The 15,118-nt window shown below is 73.8% G+C and carries 14 protein-coding genes; 4 read left to right on the top strand and 10 right to left on the bottom strand.

Annotated elements, in window-relative coordinates:
• Positions 1–108: 108 nt before the first annotated feature.
• Entirely contained in the window at positions 109–1,503 is a 1,395-nt protein-coding gene (locus tag ACGFYU_RS36170; protein WP_393831546.1) for a PLP-dependent aminotransferase family protein, read from the bottom strand.
• A 46-nt stretch (positions 1,504–1,549) separates the two neighbouring features.
• On the opposite strand from ACGFYU_RS36170, the gene ACGFYU_RS36175 reads away from it, so the two are divergent.
• Positions 1,550–2,050 carry a carboxymuconolactone decarboxylase family protein gene (locus ACGFYU_RS36175; RefSeq protein ID WP_393831547.1) on the top strand — a complete coding sequence of 167 codons (501 nt, stop codon included), beginning with the start codon at positions 1,550–1,552 and terminating at the stop codon, positions 2,048–2,050.
• Positions 2,051–2,063: 13 nt separating this feature from the next.
• Here the strand turns inward: ACGFYU_RS36175 and ACGFYU_RS36180 are convergent, their stop codons facing one another.
• The 6 genes from ACGFYU_RS36180 to ACGFYU_RS36205 form a co-directional block, all read right to left on the bottom strand.
• The gene (locus ACGFYU_RS36180; RefSeq protein WP_393831548.1) at positions 2,064–2,801 is read right to left on the bottom strand and encodes a hypothetical protein; all 738 of its coding nucleotides are present in this window, start codon (positions 2,799–2,801) and stop codon (positions 2,064–2,066) included.
• Positions 2,802–2,993: 192 nt separating this feature from the next.
• Positions 2,994–3,365 (bottom strand): hypothetical protein, encoded by a 372-nt coding sequence (locus ACGFYU_RS36185; RefSeq protein ID WP_393831549.1) that lies wholly within the window; start codon positions 3,363–3,365, stop codon positions 2,994–2,996.
• Positions 3,355–5,079 carry a hypothetical protein gene (locus tag ACGFYU_RS36190; RefSeq protein ID WP_393831550.1) on the bottom strand — a complete coding sequence of 575 codons (1,725 nt, stop codon included), beginning with the start codon at positions 5,077–5,079 and terminating at the stop codon, positions 3,355–3,357. Before ACGFYU_RS36190 ends, ACGFYU_RS36185 begins: the two co-directional genes overlap by 11 nt.
• A gap of 111 nt (positions 5,080–5,190) precedes the next feature.
• Complete coding sequence (locus ACGFYU_RS36195) at positions 5,191–6,180, bottom strand: malate dehydrogenase (protein WP_393831551.1); 990 nt, start codon at positions 6,178–6,180, stop codon at positions 5,191–5,193.
• A gap of 221 nt (positions 6,181–6,401) precedes the next feature.
• Positions 6,402–6,851, bottom strand: coding sequence for a DUF3017 domain-containing protein (locus ACGFYU_RS36200; RefSeq protein WP_393831552.1), 450 nt, complete (start codon positions 6,849–6,851; stop codon positions 6,402–6,404).
• Entirely contained in the window at positions 6,841–7,701 is an 861-nt protein-coding gene (locus ACGFYU_RS36205; protein ID WP_393831553.1) for a bifunctional methylenetetrahydrofolate dehydrogenase/methenyltetrahydrofolate cyclohydrolase, read from the bottom strand. The genes ACGFYU_RS36200 and ACGFYU_RS36205 overlap by 11 nt, the downstream gene beginning before the upstream one ends.
• Positions 7,702–7,968: 267 nt before the next feature.
• Here ACGFYU_RS36205 and ACGFYU_RS36210 point away from each other — a divergent pair, with 267 nt between their 5' ends.
• On the top strand, positions 7,969–8,610 hold the full coding sequence (locus ACGFYU_RS36210; RefSeq protein ID WP_393831554.1) for a hypothetical protein: 642 nt from the start codon (positions 7,969–7,971) through the stop codon (positions 8,608–8,610).
• A gap of 67 nt (positions 8,611–8,677) precedes the next feature.
• On the opposite strand, the gene purH is transcribed toward ACGFYU_RS36210, so the two are convergent.
• Positions 8,678–10,273, bottom strand: a complete 1,596-nt coding sequence (gene purH / locus ACGFYU_RS36215) for a bifunctional phosphoribosylaminoimidazolecarboxamide formyltransferase/IMP cyclohydrolase (RefSeq protein ID WP_393831555.1) — start codon at positions 10,271–10,273, stop codon at positions 8,678–8,680.
• On the bottom strand, positions 10,270–10,893 hold the full coding sequence (purN, locus tag ACGFYU_RS36220) for a phosphoribosylglycinamide formyltransferase (protein WP_393831556.1): 624 nt from the start codon (positions 10,891–10,893) through the stop codon (positions 10,270–10,272). Before purN ends, purH begins: the two co-directional genes overlap by 4 nt.
• A gap of 273 nt (positions 10,894–11,166) precedes the next feature.
• On the opposite strand from purN, the gene ACGFYU_RS36225 reads away from it, so the two are divergent.
• The gene (locus ACGFYU_RS36225) at positions 11,167–11,769 is read left to right on the top strand and encodes a hypothetical protein (RefSeq protein ID WP_393831557.1); all 603 of its coding nucleotides are present in this window, start codon (positions 11,167–11,169) and stop codon (positions 11,767–11,769) included.
• Positions 11,770–11,910: 141 nt separating this feature from the next.
• Here the strand turns inward: ACGFYU_RS36225 and ACGFYU_RS36230 are convergent, their stop codons facing one another.
• Positions 11,911–13,467 carry a DUF6350 family protein gene (locus ACGFYU_RS36230; RefSeq protein ID WP_393831558.1) on the bottom strand — a complete coding sequence of 519 codons (1,557 nt, stop codon included), beginning with the start codon at positions 13,465–13,467 and terminating at the stop codon, positions 11,911–11,913.
• A 119-nt stretch (positions 13,468–13,586) separates the two neighbouring features.
• Between ACGFYU_RS36230 and ACGFYU_RS36235 the strand changes: the two genes are divergently transcribed.
• Positions 13,587–14,978, top strand: coding sequence for a helix-turn-helix domain-containing protein (locus ACGFYU_RS36235; protein ID WP_393831559.1), 1,392 nt, complete (start codon positions 13,587–13,589; stop codon positions 14,976–14,978).
• The last annotated feature ends 140 nt before the right edge of the window (positions 14,979–15,118 follow it).

The raw sequence follows: 15,118 nt of genomic DNA on the forward strand, positions 1-15,118 counted from the left end.
GCGATTAACGTCGCACGACGGGTTCGGGAGGAGGTCGCTGGGAAAAGGACCAGCCCCACAGGCTGGCACCTCGCCCGGCGGCCCACCTCACGGTGGCCAAGTGGCCGGCTACGGCAGTGCGGCCGTGAGGGCGGCCAGGGTCGGGGCCCACGCGCTGTCCGACGGGGTCCCGTAGCCGACCACCAGCGCCTCGCGCGGCGGGAGGTCCGCGTCCGGGTGGCGGAAGCCGGAGAGGCCGTTCAGGGCCAGGTCGTGCCAGGCCGCCGACTGGATCACCGAGCGCTCCGTCCCCGCCGGGAGGTCCAGCACCGCGTGCAGGCCCGCCGCGATCCCGGAGACGGCCACCCGCCCGGCCAGGGCCGCGACGAGCTCGTCGCGGCGGCGCCGGTACCGCAGCCGCATGCTCCGCACGTGCCGGTCGTACGCCCCGGAGGTGATGAACTCCGCGAGCGTGAGCTGGTCCAGCGCGCTGGAGGTCCAGTCGCTCGCGCCCTTCACCGCCAGGACCTCGTCGAGCAGCCCCGGCGGGACCACCATCCAGCCCATGCGCAGCCCCGGGGCGAGGGACTTGCTCGCCGTGCCGAGGTAGACCACCCGGTCGGGGTCCAGCCCCTGCAGCGCGCCCACCGGCTGGCGGTCGTAGCGGAACTCCCCGTCGTAGTCGTCCTCCAGGACCAGCCCGCCCGTGATCCGGGCCCAGTCGACCACCGCCGCCCGCCGGGCGGGGGTCAGCGCGGCCCCGGTCGGGAACTGGTGCGCCGGGGTCAGGAGCACCGCGCCCACCGCCCCGGTCAGCTCCTGCGTACGGGCGCCCTCCGCGTCCACCCCCAGCGGCCGCGTCCGCAGCCCGGCCCGCGCGAGCAGGTCCCGGTGGATGTCCAGGCTGTACCCCTCCACCGCCATCTCCCGTACCCGCCGCGCCCGCAGCAGCCGGGCCAGCAGCCCCAGCGCGTGGACGAAGCCCGAGCACAGCACGATCCGGTCCGGGTCCACGTACACCCCGCGGGCCCGCGCCAGGTACCCGGTCAGCGCCTCCCGCAGCTCCGGTCGGCCGCGCCCGTCGGCGGAGTACCCGAAGGCCTCGTTCGGCGCGTCGGTCAGCGCCCGCCGGGCCGCCGACAGCCAGGCCGCGCGCGGGAATCCGCCCACGTCGGGGGAGCCGGGGATCAGGCTGTACGCGGCCCCCCTGCGGGTGGGGTGCCGTACCCGGGCGGCCGCCGCGGGCTTGCGCGGCCGGGCCCGTTCCGCGACGCGCGTACCGGAGCCCTGGCGGGCCGTCAGCCAGCCCTCGGCGACGAGCTCGGTGTAGGCCTCCGCGACCGTGTTGCGGGCGATCCCCAGGTCGGCGGCGAGCGAGCGGGAGGACGGCAGCCTGGTCCCGGCGGCCAGCCGCCCGCTGCGCGCGGCCTCGCGCAGCGCTTCGGTGAGCCCGGCCCGCAGACCGCGGCCGGCGGACAGGTCCAGATGCAGGTCGGCGCCGAAAGTGGCCCAGGATTCCGTCATGGATATGGACCATATCGGCGGGCCGTCCCGTTCGTACGGTGGAGCCATGAGCAACCACACGCACACCACGGAACTCGCCACCGAACACGCCCCCCGCATGCAGATGGCCAAGGTCGCCCCCGAGGTCTACAAGGCCGTGCTCGGCCTGGAGATCGCGGCGAAGAAGGGCCTGGACCCGGTCCTCGTCGAACTCGTCAAGATCCGCGCCTCGCAGATCAACCACTGCGCCTTCTGCCTGGACATGCACACCAAGGACGCGCTCGCCGCGGGCGAGAGCACCGAGCGCATCGTGCTGCTCGGCGCCTGGGAGGAGTCGCGGCACTTCTACACGGAGAAGGAGCTGGCGGCGATCGAGCTGACCGAGGCCGTCACCGTCCTGACGGACGGCTTCGTTCCGGACGCGGTGTACGAGAAGGCCGCGAAGCACTTCGAGGAGAAGGAGCTGGCCCAGCTGATCGCCGTCATCGCGACGATCAACGTCTGGAACCGGATCGGTGTCACGACCCGCCTCACGCCGGGCCACTACACCCCGGGCATGTACAAGTAGTCCTGAGCGGCCCTCAGCCCCCCGGGCGGAAGGCCCCCAGCGCCGCCGCGAGGTGTTCCTGGGTCCTGGGCCATTCGGCGGCCGGGCCCGCCACCAGGACGGCCCACTTGTTGCCGTCCTCGGCGAAGAGGACCCGCTCGACACCGCGCCGGCGGCCGTTCGACTCCGCGCTGTCGTACTCGTAGACGAGCTCGGCCGCCCCGGCGCCTCCCGGGACCTCGCCGACGCGGACCTCGGAGTAGTTCGGGGTGCGCGCCCGCAGGTCCTTGGAGGCGCCCTGGACCGCGTCGAGCGGGCTGAGCTCCGGCTCGACGACCCTGAACACCTGGATCAGGGCCGTGCGGTCCGGGGAGCGGTAGAACACGCCGGTGCCGTTCTCCTCGCGGTTCCAGCCCTCGGGGACGGCGATCCTGAAGCCGTTGGGGTCGGTCAGCGTCGTGTGGCCGGCGGCCGCGCTCGCACTCGTACTGGTACTCGGGCTCGGTGACGGCGAGGCGGACTTCGTCGGCGTACGCGATGACGTCGGGCCGGTGGCGGTGGCCGTGGCGCTGGGCGTCATCGTCCCGTGCGCCTCGCGGACCGGCTCGTCGTCCCGCATGACGAACCACACGGCCGCCGCGCCCAGGACGACGGCCGCGACCGCCACCCCGGCCGTCGCCGGGGTCAGCCAGGGTGCACGCGCACGGGGGTCGTGTGGCGGGCCGGGCGGACCCGGCACCGGCGGCGGCCCGGGCGGCAGCGGCGGCGGCACGGGCGCAGGACCCGGACCCGGCACCGGACCCGGACCGGGCACGGGAGCCGGTCCCAGAGCCGGGTCCGGGGCAGGAGCCGGACCGGGCGCCGGGGCAGGAGCCGGACCGGGCTCCGGGGCCGGGGCCTGTGGGTCCCACTCCCAGCGTTGCGACCGCGGATCCCAGCGGGGTGCGCCCGACGGAGCCACGGGTCAGCCTCCCAGCGTGGTGAGGAGCTGGCCCAGTGCGGTCGCCGCGCTCACCGACTCGACCAGCGGAGCCCACCGCTCCAGCGCGCCCCGCAGCCGGGTGAGCATTCCCGGCCGGATCGCGTCCGCGTCCTCCAGGTCGCCCGCGACCTCGTCCAGCTCGGCGTCGAGCGCCGACCGGTCGGCGCCGCGGGGCAGCCGTACGAGCGCGGCGCGCAGCTCCCGTACGGCCTCCAGCAGCTCCTCCGCGCCGGGTGCGCCCGCCCCCGTACCGCCGTGGTGGACGGTGTTGGTGTGGTTGCTGCCGCCGATGCTGAAGGCGCTGCCGTGGACGTCGCCCAGCTGTACCGTGGGGTCCTCGTCGTTACTTCCCACCGCTGCTCCCCTTGTTGGCCGTACCGCCCTTGACGGTGTTGTGGTGACCGGTGCCGCCGACGCTGAACGCGCTGTCGTGGACCGACTGGATGAAGACCCCGCCCTCGGCGACGGTGACGGCGCGCTGCGCGAACTCCTCCGTGTGCCAGCCCGCGTCGTGCAGGGCGACCGTAACCCCGCCGACGACCCGGTCCTGAATGGTTTTCAGATACCGGTCGAGGTCCATGAGGTGGAAGAGCGAGCCGTTGTCCTGCGCGGCGAGCTCGCGCACCGACAGGCCGGGCCCCTCCGGGCGGGCTCCGCCGTGGCCGCCGGTGGCGATCCGCCACCAGCTGGCGAGGCCCCGGGCCAGGGTGCCGATGGACGTCGCGAACGATCCCGGCGTGTGCCGCAGGGCCCAGACGGCCTTCCCGAACCGGTTGTTGTTCAGGTAGCGCTGGGCCATGGCGTCGGCGTTGTGGAAGAGGGTGTGGACGGGCAGCAGCACGTGCGGCGCCACCTCCAGCATCATCATCCCGCCCTGCGTGTGGACCCGTACGAAGACGGTGACCACCAGGTTCTCGTCCCAGCCGCCGACCCGGACGCGCAGGAAGTGCCGGCGGCGTTCGCCGCCCTCCTCGATGGCCTCGGCCCGCTGCTGGGGGAACTGCTGCTGGACGAGCTGGGCGGTGTCCCGGTGCGGCAGCCCGCCGGCCGGCAGGAAGACGCACTCGTCGATGACCAGCTCGCGCATCCGGTCCAGTACGGCGGCCTCGGCCTGCGGCGAACCGTGCGGCGAGGGCACCCGCAGGCGCTGGAGCAGCGGCACGATCCGCTCCACGATGTGGGCGTTGGTGACGGGCGTGGGCTTGCGGTCGGGGCCGAGGTCCTCGCGCGGCCGGAGCTCGACCGAGAGGTGCCAGGGCCGGTACGGGTCCCCCGCACCGCAGAACGGGTCGTTGATGTTGTACGTGATCAGCGGCGCGTGCTGCTCGGCCCGGATGCGCTGGCGGACCCGCCCGAACCGCACCCCCTCGGTGCTCTCGGCGGGGTCGCCGGCCCGGTCGGCGTACCGCTGCGGGGAGAGCTCGTTCGCGATGACGCGCGCGACGTGGCCGCGCTGCAGCCCGACGACCGTCACGAGGGCGGCGAACACGGCCAGTACGCCCCACAGGGCCGCCGTTTCGGCCGCGCCGTTGGAGGGCGAGCCGAGGGCGAGGCCCGCGCCGAAGCCGAGCAGGTCGCCGAAGGCACCCCCGAGGGCCAGCCCGAAGCCGACCACCACGAGGACCAGCAGGGCGAGCATCCACCAGGCGTAGATCCGTACGACCACGCCCAGGAAGCGCAGCAGCCCGAGGTCCCGGGCCCGGAGCCAGTCGGCGAGGCTGAGGAGGAGGAAGGGTACGAGGAGGCCCGCGAGGAGGCCGCTGGTGAGCAGGGTCCCCACGAACCAGGCCCCGAGGACGCCGGCCGCCCAGCCGAGTTCGGCGCGGCGGGCGCGGAGCGCGTGGGCGAGGACCCGGGAGGCGTCGAAGCCGTACGAGGGGGCGACGATGCGCTCCTCGTGCACGTACAGCTCGTCGATCACCCGGTCGCGGTATCCGGCGTCGAGGTACGTGCCCGCGCACAGGAGGCGGCCTGCCTCGCTGATGGAGGGGTGTACCGGGGACCGGCCGTCGCGGGGCTCGTCCCCACCGCCGGCAGTGGACTGGCGGGGAATCGGGATGTCGGTCACCGGGCGACCTTATTTGCGCCTTACATTCGCCGACAGGCCCTTTCACGCCAAAGCGCCCCGGTCGTGTTTGACCGGGGCGCTTCGATGTTCGTGCTGATCAGATGAGGCCGATCAGATGAGGCCGAGCTCGCGGACCGCGTCGCGCTCCTCCGACAGCTCCTGCACGGAGGCGTCGATGCGGGTGCGGGAGAACTCGTTGATGTCCAGGCCCTGGACGATCTCGTACTTGCCGTCCTTGCAGGTGACGGGGAAGGAGGAGATCAGGCCCTCCGGGACGCCGTAGGAGCCGTCCGACGGGATGCCCATGGAGGTCCAGTCGCCCGCGGCGGTGCCGTTGACCCACGTGTGGACGTGGTCGATGGCGGCGTTCGCGGCGGAGGCCGCCGAGGACGCGCCACGGGCCTCGATGATCGCGGCGCCACGCTTGGCGACGGTCGGGATGAAGGTGTCGGCGAGCCACACCTCGTCGTTGACGACCTCGGCGGCGTTCTTGCCGGCGATCTCCGCGTGGAAGATGTCCGGGTACTGGGTCGCCGAGTGGTTGCCCCAGATGGTGAGGCGCTTGATGTCGGAGACGGCGGCGCCGGTCTTGGCGGCCAGCTGCGAGATCGCGCGGTTGTGGTCCAGGCGGGTCATCGCGGTGAAGCGCTCGGCCGGTACGTCCGGGGCGGCGGCCTGCGCGATGAGCGCGTTGGTGTTGGCCGGGTTGCCCACGACCAGGACCTTGATGTCGTCCGCGGCGTGCGCGTTGATCGCGGCGCCCTGCGGCTTGAAGATGCCGCCGTTGGCGGAGAGCAGGTCGCCGCGCTCCATGCCCTTGGTGCGCGGGCGGGCGCCCACGAGCAGGGCGACGTTCGCACCCTCGAAGCCCTTGTTCGGGTCGTCGAAGATGTCGATGCCGGCGAGCAGCGGGAAGGCGCAGTCGTCGAGCTCCATGGCGGTGCCCTCGGCGGCCTTCATCCCCTGGGGGATCTCCAGGAGCCGGAGCTTGACCGGCACGTCCGCGCCGAGCAGGTGACCGGAGGCGATGCGGAAGAGCAGCGCGTAGCCGATCTGGCCGGCGGCGCCGGTGACGGTGACATTCACGGGAGTGCGGGTCATGGCCTTCTCCGTTAGACAGCTGGCGGTGGGGCGTCCCTGCCCCGTGCTGGACGGACGCCGCTTCCCTTGAATCTTGATGTGAAGAGACATCCGCGGTCAGGCTATCCGACCCTGGAGGGGCCGAATCCCCGGGTCCGTGTGGCACGTCGCACACGCCGCCGGGGGTTCGAAGGCGAAGGGGCCGCGGACCCCGGCGAATCGGTCGCCGGGACCGCCCTCCGCTAGCGGACGGTGAAGCGGACCGCCGATTCCAGGAACGGGATCTCCAGCCACGGCTTGGGCTCCATCACCAGCGCGAGCAGGGTGATCGCCACGCCCAGCAGCCCGTACGTGACCATGTCCGTGAAGCGGGAGCGCACGGCGAGCATGCCCACCGAGGGCAGTACGCGCCGCAGCACCGAGGCCGCGATCAGCGCCAGCCCGATCACCAGGCAGCCGAACTTCGGGTGTCCGAACGCCGTGGACAGCAGCCCGGCCGCGGTCGCGGTGAGCACGGCGAGCATCGGCCACTGGCGGACGGGCGTGGACACTGCCCCCGGGACGGCGCGGCCGCTGCCCTCGGGGCGGGCGGTGTCTCGGGTGACGGAGGGGAAGCGGCGGGACCGGGGCGCCCCCGCCCCGGCCGGGGCGGTCGCGTCCGCCCCGCCGGTCGCGTCGGGCTCAGCCTGCACTGGTGGTCCGTTCGGCGGCCTCGACGACGTTGACGAGGAGCTGGGCCCGGGTCATCGGGCCGACACCGCCCGGGTTCGGGGAGATCCAGGCGGCCACCTCGGCGACCCCGGGGTGCACGTCGCCGACGATCTTCCCGTTCTCGTCGCGGCTGACGCCCACGTCGAGGACGGCCGCGCCCGGCTTCACGTCCTCCGGCTTGACCAGGTGCGGGACACCGGCCGCCGCGACGACGATGTCCGCCTGGCGCAGCAGCCCGGAGAGGTCGCGCGTACCTGTGTGGCAGAGGGTGACGGTGGCGTTCTCGGACTTGCGGGTCAGCAGCAGGCCGATCGAGCGTCCGACGGTGATGCCGCGGCCGAGGACGACGACGTGCGCGCCGTTGATCTCCACGTCGTGGTGGCGCAGCAGCTCGACGATCCCGTACGGGGTGCAGGGCAGCGGTCCCGGCTCGTTCAGCACCAGCTTGCCGAGCGACATGGGGTGCAGGCCGTCGGCGTCCTTCTCCGGGTCCATCAGCTCCAGGACCCGGTTGGTGTCGATTCCCTTGGGGAGCGGCAGTTGGACGATGTAGCCCGTGCACTCCGGGTTGGCGTTCAGTTCCCGTACGACCTCCTCGATGTCCTCCTGGGAGGCGGTCGCGGGCAGTTCGCGCTGGATGGAGGCGATGCCGACCTCGGCGCAGTCCTTGTGCTTGCCGTTGACGTACCAGCGGCTGCCCGGATCGTCACCGACCAGCAGGGTGCCGAGGCCGGGGGTGGTGCCCCGGGCCTTCAGGGCCGCCACGCGGGCGGTCAGTTCGGACTTGATCGCGGCCGCGGTGGCCTTGCCATCGAGAATCTGGGCGGTCATGGGCCCATCCTCCCGGATGGGGCGGCCCCGATTCCAGTCGCGGGCGCGGACGGGGCGCCCGCCGGTGCGCGCCGTTCCGCGCCGTTCATTGCACTTGCACAACAAGTGACGGGCCCCATCGGAACCAACTGGACAAGCACTTGCGTGTCCGAGGACGATGCCAGGACAGAGTGCCGCGGGCAGTGCCGGGGGGCGGACCGCAAAGATGCTGATTTCCTCCGTGCGTTTGCCGTGCGTCCCCGCACTTCCACGGAGGAACACCCCAAGATGAGCTTCGGCGACCCGAACAACCCGTACGGACAGCAGCCCCAGGGCCAGCCCGGCTACGGCTACCCGCAGCAGGCCCCGCAGGGCGTCCCGCCGCAGGGCGGCTACGCCTACCCGCAGCAGGCCCCGCAGGGCTACCCGGGCGCTCCCATGGGGTACCCGGGCGCTTCGGTCGAGATGCCGGGCGGTGTGAAGGCCGCCCGCGTCATCCTGTTCATCGTCGGCGGTCTGCAGGCCCTGGGCGGCGTGCTGGCGCTGCTCTTCGGAGCGTTCTTCGCCACGATGTTCGCCGACTCCTCCAGCTCCTCGGCGAGTGACGCGGGGACCCTGGCGGGCGGTGTGATCGTCGCCGCCGGCATCATCGGCATCGGGCTTGCGCTGTGGCCGATCCTGACCGCCGCCAAGCTGTCCAAGGGCCGCGGCGGCGTCCGGGCCTCCGGCATCGTCTACGGCTCGCTGATGACCCTCGGCTCCGGGCTCGGCCTGCTCGTGAACCTCGTCGCGCTCGGCAGCGACACGGCGGCGGGCGCCGTCGTGTTCTCGCTGCTCGTGAGCCTGATCGAGTTCGGCCTGGCGCTCTGGGTCCTCATCGGCCTGGCCAACTCGGCCGCCGGCGCGTACTTCCGCCGCCCGCTGTACTAAAGCACGGCATACGGCGAAGGCCGCCACCCGCGGTGCTGCGGATGGCGGCCTTCGCCGTTCTCGGGGCTCAGTGGAAGAAGTGCCGGGTCCCGGTGAAGTACATGGTCACGCCGGCCTTCTTCGCGGCCTCGACGACCAGCTCGTCCCGTACGGAACCACCCGGCTGGACCACGGCCTTGATACCGGCCGCCGTCAGGATCTCCAGCCCGTCCGGGAAGGGGAAGAAGGCGTCGGACGCGGCGTACGAGCCCTGCGCGCGCTCGGCGCCCGCCCGCTCGACGGCAAGCTTCGCCGAGTCGACGCGGTTGACCTGGCCCATGCCGACGCCGACCGAGGCGCCGTCCTTGGCGAGCAGGATCGCGTTGGACTTGACGGCCCGGCAGGCCTTCCACGCGAAGGCGAGCTCGGCGAGCTCCTCGGCGGACAGGGCGTCGCCGGTGGCGAGGGTCCAGTTGGCCGGGTCGTCGCCGTCCGCCTGGAAGACGTCGGACTGCTGGAGCAGCACGCCGCCGGAGATCGGCTTCAGGTCGCCCGGCTGGTGCGGGTGGCCGTCCACCTTCAGGACGCGGATGTTCTTCTTCCTGGCCAGGATCTCGACGGCGCCGTCCTCGTAGGCGGGGGCGGCGATGACCTCGGTGAAGATCTCCGCGACCTGCTCGGCGAGCTCGACGGTCACCGGGCGGTTGACGGCGATGACGCCGCCGAAGGCCGACAGCGGGTCGCAGGCGTGCGCCTTGCGGTGGGCCGCGGCGACGTCCGTCGCGTCCACGGCGATGCCGCACGGGTTGGCGTGCTTGATGATCGCGACGCAGGGCTCTTCGTGGTCGTAGGCGGCCCGGCGGGCGGCCTCGGTGTCCACGTAGTTGTTGAAGGACATCTCCTTGCCGTGCAGCTGCTCGGCGTTGGCGAGGCCGCCCGGCAGACCGTCCGTGTAGAGGGCGGCCGCCTGGTGCGGGTTCTCGCCGTAGCGGAGGGTCGACTTGCGCTCCCAGGCGCCCGCGAGGAACTCGGGCAGGACCGCGCCCTCCTCCGGCGCGTACGCGTTCGTGAACCAGGAGGCCACGGCCACGTCGTACGCGGCGGTGTGCTGGAAGGCCTCGGCCGCGAGCCGCTTGCGGGCGGTGAGGTCGAAGCCGCCGCCCTGCGCGGCCGCGAGGACGTCGGCGTACCGCTCGGGGCTGGTCACGACGGCGACCGACGGGTGGTTCTTGGCGGCGGCGCGGACCATCGACGGACCGCCGATGTCGATCTGCTCCACGCACTCGTCGGGAGTGGCACCCGACTGGACGGTGGCGAGGAAGGGGTAGAGGTTGACGACCACGAGGTCGAAGGGCTCGACGCCCAGCTCGGTGAGCTGGTTGCGGTGGTCCTCCAGGCGCAGGTCGGCGAGGATGCCGGCGTGCACGCGCGGGTGCAGGGTCTTGACCCGGCCGTCCAGGCACTCGGGGAAGCCGGTCAGCTCCTCGACCTTGGTGACGGGCACCCCGGCCGCGGCGATCTTCGAGGCGGTGGAGCCGGTGGAGACGAGCGCGACGCCCGCCTCGTGCAGGCCGCGGGCCAGCTCTTCCAGTCCCGTCTTGTCGTAGACGCTGATGAGAGCACGCCGGATCGGCCGCTGGGTCGTGGTCGGGTCGTTGCTCGCTGCGGTGTCTGCGGCGGTCACTGGATTGTTACCTTTCGTCCCTCAATGCGGTAGCCGTGCCGGGCCAGGCGCCCCACGACGTCGACGAGCAGCTTTCGCTCGACTTCCTTGATGCGCTCATGGAGAGCGGCTTCGTCGTCCTCGTCCCGGACCTCGACCACACCCTGGGCGATGATCGGACCCGTGTCCACGCCGGAGTCCACGAAGTGGACGGTGCAGCCGGTGACCTTCGCGCCGTAGGCGAGCGCGTCCCGTACGCCGTGCGCACCGGGGAAGGCGGGGAGGAGGGCGGGGTGGGTATTGATGAACCGCCCGCCGAAGCGGTCGATGAACGCCTTGCCCACGATCTTCATGAACCCGGCGGACACGACGAGGTCCGGCGCGTGGGCGTCGGTCGCCTCGGTGAGGGCGGTGTCCCACTCCTCACGGCTGCCGTAGGCCTTGACCGGGCACACGAAGGTGGGGATTCCCGCCTTCTCGGCCCGCTCCAGGCCGACGATGTTCTCGCGGTCGGCCCCCACGGCGACGACTTCGGCGCCGAAGCCCTCGGCTCCGCCGGGGTGGGCGTCGATGGCGTCGAGGAGAGCCTGGAGGTTGGTGCCGGAACCGGAGACCAGCACGACCAGGCGGGAGGCGGCCATGGGGGCCCTTTCTCGCGGGAAATACGGTGTTCGTCTTGTGCGGTCATACGAAACTTCGGGGTACCGATATACGGGGAACCATACGAAGCCACCGACCGCCTGCAACGATACCGGCACACCGGACGGCCCCCGAGGGACGGGGGGACGGCCGAGGGGTAGCGTCTGGCGTACAAGCCGCAAGAAGGCCCAACAAGCAGCAACCAGGCCCCACCTGGCCTCAGCTCGCCACGACGTCGCCGTGACGTCCATGACACAGGGGAAGAAACGCACCCGATGCCGGACCGCCGCCAGCCCGACTCCTCCACCGACGACAACCCCTTCGCGGCTCCCCCGGAAGGCCGGCCCGACCAGCCGTGGCAGCCGCGCGGCGGTGGCGACGGCACCGGCGGGAACGGCGGGGCCGACCCGAAGGACACCGAGGGCCGGGGCGGCCCGGCGCGCTGGGACCCGACGGACCCGATCCAGCGCCGCGCCCGGTACGCGCTGCTGGCCGGCATGTGGGGGTTCTTCTTCGGGATCTTCGGCATCCCCTCGGTGGGCCTGCTGCTGGGCGCGCTCGCCCTGTACTGGGGCATCAGCTCCCTCCGCGGCAAGCCGACCCCCGCCGAACCCGGCACCGCCCCCGCCACCACCCCGCCCCCCGGCGGCCTGGCAGCCCTGGGCGAAGCGGCCCGCCCCCAGCGCACGGCGGCGGTGAGCGGCCTGATCACGGCCTCACTGGCGATCCTGCTGGCGATGACCTCGTACGGCTTGCAGCTCGCGTACAAGGACTTCTACGTCTGCCGTGACGACGCCCTGACCCAGTCGGCGGAACTGGAGTGCAACACCCTCCTCCCGAACAACGTGGTGGGCGACATCCTGAAGGTCCGCCAGTAGCTCCCGTCAGCCTCGGCGGGGCATTCCGGCCGCGGGGGCAATCCAGCCCCGCCGGCGTTCGAGGCGCGGGGGCAGATCCAGCCCCGCCGGCGTTTGAGGCGCGGGGGTCCGGGGGCGGAGCCCCCGGCAGCGGCGCCGCACCTACGCGGGCGGCTTCCGGCGAGCCAGCACCCGCACCCCACCCACCGGCGGAGCCAACGGCGGCGGAGGCGGCGCAGCCACCGGCACCTCCAGGCTGAGCCCCCGCACGATGGTCAGCGCCCGCTGCGGCCGGGCCGCGGCCGGAGCCGGGGCCGGGGCCGGAGCCGGGGCCGGGGCCGGAGCCGGGGCCGGGGCCACATCGGGCTCGGCCGGAAGCACCGGCTCGGCCGCCGCCAGGCGAAGCGCCTCCCACCGAAGCTCCCGCACCCCACTGTCGTGCCACCCGTCCGCACCCCCCGGCACGGCCGGCAACCGCATCCGCCACGCGTGCACCCCCACCGCCACCGCCACGGCCGGCACCAGCGTCCACGCGAAGGCCGCCGCCCCGACGGCCCACCACACCGGCCCGAAGTCGGCCAGCGCCCGCGACCCCAGCGGCCCCGACGAAGCCGCCGCGAGCCCCGCCATGACCAGCCCGCACACCAGCGCGCCGAGCGCCGCCGTGAGCGCGGTCTCCCCGTACGCAACCTCCCGCGCCCGCCGTACCGCGAACCACCCCACCGCCAGCCCGGCCGCCACCGGCACCCCGGCGACGGCCCAGGTCAGCAGGTTCCCCGGCCCCTCCGCCGGCAGCGCCGCCAGCAGCGGGAACCGCGGCAGCCGCGGCGAGCCCGCGAAGCCGAACGGGGTGGCGGTCGCCCCGACGCCGAGCGCGAAGCCGGGCCCGAGGGCGTAGGCCGCCCCCCAGACCATGGCGTTCGGGATCAGCGCGACCGCGAGCAGCAGGACCGCGAACCGGCCCGACCACACCCCGGTCAGCGCCAGGAACGACCCCTGCACCTCCGCGCCGTGCCACGCGAGCGAGGCCCCGACGATGAGGACACCACCGCCCAGGAGTACGAGGGCTCCGCCCGCGCCGGCCCGGAGCGCCAGCGCGTAACGGGGGCGCGTGACCGCCCTCCGTACGCCCGCCGGCACCCACGACGGGAAGGGCCCGAGCGGACGTCCCCGGGCCGCCCACACCCCGCCGGCGGCGGCGAGCACGGCGACCATCGGAACGTGCCAGGCCGCGCTCAGCGGATCGGCGGGCATGGGGCCGCCCGCCGCGTACACGGTGGCGAGGGCCCCGACCGCCAGGTACCCGCACAGCACGGCCGAGAAGACGGCGCTGGCGGGCAGCACCTCCTCCCCCTCCTCCTCGGAGGCGCTCCCGAGCCGGGCCGCACGCCGCATGAGCAGTACGGGAAGCGCGACGAGGAGCAGCGGGGTCAGGCCGACGGGCGCGGGCACGCCCGACAGGGTCTCGTACCTCAGCAGCTCCGTCCCGTGGGCGAGCAGCCACAGCCCGGCGGCGAGGTGCAGGGCCCCGCCGGGGCCGCGGTCGGGGTAGGGGGAGCTGATCCACAGCACGATGACGAGCACGGCGAGGAAGCCGAGCCCGAGTCCGGCCGCCACGGCACCGCCCACCACGCAGGCGGCCGCGGCCGGGGAACGGCGCCGACCGGCGGCTCGCGGGGCCGCGGACAACGGGGTCCCGCGTTCGGTCACTTGGGTCACCCCGCCATGGTGCCAACGACACGCGCTATGAGCGGGTAACAGGCGAATGCCCGTGGTGTCGCTCAATATACGTTTATGTACTTTTTCGCCCAGGGCTGCCGGGTCGCGGGGAGTGTGGCATGACAGAAGGCGTCGAGACGAACTCGGGGCTGAGCCTCCCCTCCCCGAAGGAACGCCGCAGACTGCGCGAATCGGCGGATCTGACGTATGAGCAGGTCGCGGCGGCGGTCGGGGTCACCGTGACCACCGTGCGGTCATGGGAGTGGGGCCGTACGGACCCGCGCGGGAGCAAGCGCGAGGCATACGCGACCTTCCTGGCCACCCTGGCAACCCCGCCGGCGGCCGAGCCCGCCGCCGCGCGGGCACCGGCAAGTCAGAGCGCGGAAGCCGAACCTGACACCCCGGAACCCGAGCCCGTTGCCGAGACCCCGCACGCCGCCGCGCCCAGAACGGCCCTCGGCATCGCACGCCCCTTCGCGGGTCGGCCCGCGGGCGCCGGGCAATCGGCCCCGCTGGAGGCAGATCCAGCCCCGCCGGCGATCGACGCGCCGCCGGAGGCAAATCCAGCCCCGCCGGCGTTTGAGGCGCTGGGGGTCCCCCCAGCGGTAGCTGGGGGAGGGCCCGGGGGCAGAGCCCCCGCAGCGGCGCCGCAAACCGCGTCGGGCGGGGCGGCCGCAGAGCAGGGCGGGGCCGGGGGCGGCCAGTCCGCAGAGGCCTTCGACGCCCTGTACGGGCACGCCGCACCCACCCTCGTCCGCCAGACCTACCTGCTCACGGGCCGACGGGCCCTCGCCCAGGAGGCCGTGGAGCGCGCCTTCCACCAGGCCTGGAGCCACTGGCCCGAGGTGGCCACCGACCCCGACCCCGTGGGCTGGGTGCGCGCGGCCGCGTACGAGTACGCCCTCTCCCCCTGGCACCAGCTCCGCCGCGCCCACCGGCACCCCGACAAGTCCCCCGCCGAGCCCGCCGACCGGATCCTCCTCGAAGCCGTGCTCGCGCTGCCCACCACCCACCGCCGTACCGTCGTCCTCTACGACGGCGTCGGCCTCGACCTGCCCGACACCGCCGCCGAGACGGAGGCCAGCACCCCCACCGCCGGCAGCCGCCTCCTCCACGCGCACGCGGACCTCGCCGTACGGATCCCGGAACTGGCCGACGTACCGCCCGAGAAGCAGTCCGCGCTGCTGCGCGAGCGGATCGCCGCGCTGCGGCCGGCCGTCCGGCTCGAACCGCGCCCGGCAGCCCTCGTACGCACCTCCGGGGAGCGCCGCACCCGGCGGTGGACCCGTGCCGCCGTCGGCCTCACCGCGGTGATCGCGGCCGCGACGGCCTACACCGCCGTGACCGCGCCCACCCACTACGAGCCCCCGAACGCACCCGGCGAGAGCGTCTCCGGCGTGCCCCCGCACAGCGGACCCCAGCGGCTCACCCAGGAGAGCAGGGCGCTCCACGACAAGCTGCGCGCCGACCCGGCCGCCGGCCCGAACCGCCTCGCCCCGCGGAGCGAATGAGGAGCCGACGGGAAACGGGCGTGGGGGGGGGGGCCCCCCCGGGGGGGGGGGCCGCCCCCCGGGGGGGGGGGCCCCGCGGCCGGCCCGCCGCGGGGGGGGGGCGTGGCCGGGTGGAGGGGGGCGCGCCCCCCGGCCCCCCG

The organism is Streptomyces sp. NPDC048337, assembly GCF_043201175.1.
GTDB lineage: Bacteria > Actinomycetota > Actinomycetes > Streptomycetales > Streptomycetaceae > Streptomyces.

Coding starts and splice junctions, on each gene's coding strand:
- ACGFYU_RS36170 (WP_393831546.1), bottom strand. CDS start 1,503: ATGACGGAATCCTGGGCCACTTTCGGCGCCGACCTGCATCTGGACCTG.
- ACGFYU_RS36175 (WP_393831547.1), top strand. CDS start 1,550: ATGAGCAACCACACGCACACCACGGAACTCGCCACCGAACACGCCCCC.
- ACGFYU_RS36195 (WP_393831551.1), bottom strand. CDS start 6,180: ATGACCCGCACTCCCGTGAATGTCACCGTCACCGGCGCCGCCGGCCAG.
- ACGFYU_RS36205 (WP_393831553.1), bottom strand. CDS start 7,701: ATGACCGCCCAGATTCTCGATGGCAAGGCCACCGCGGCCGCGATCAAG.
- ACGFYU_RS36210 (WP_393831554.1), top strand. CDS start 7,969: ATGAGCTTCGGCGACCCGAACAACCCGTACGGACAGCAGCCCCAGGGC.
- purN (WP_393831556.1), bottom strand. CDS start 10,893: ATGGCCGCCTCCCGCCTGGTCGTGCTGGTCTCCGGTTCCGGCACCAAC.
- ACGFYU_RS36225 (WP_393831557.1), top strand. CDS start 11,167: ATGCCGGACCGCCGCCAGCCCGACTCCTCCACCGACGACAACCCCTTC.
- ACGFYU_RS36235 (WP_393831559.1), top strand. CDS start 13,587: ATGACAGAAGGCGTCGAGACGAACTCGGGGCTGAGCCTCCCCTCCCCG.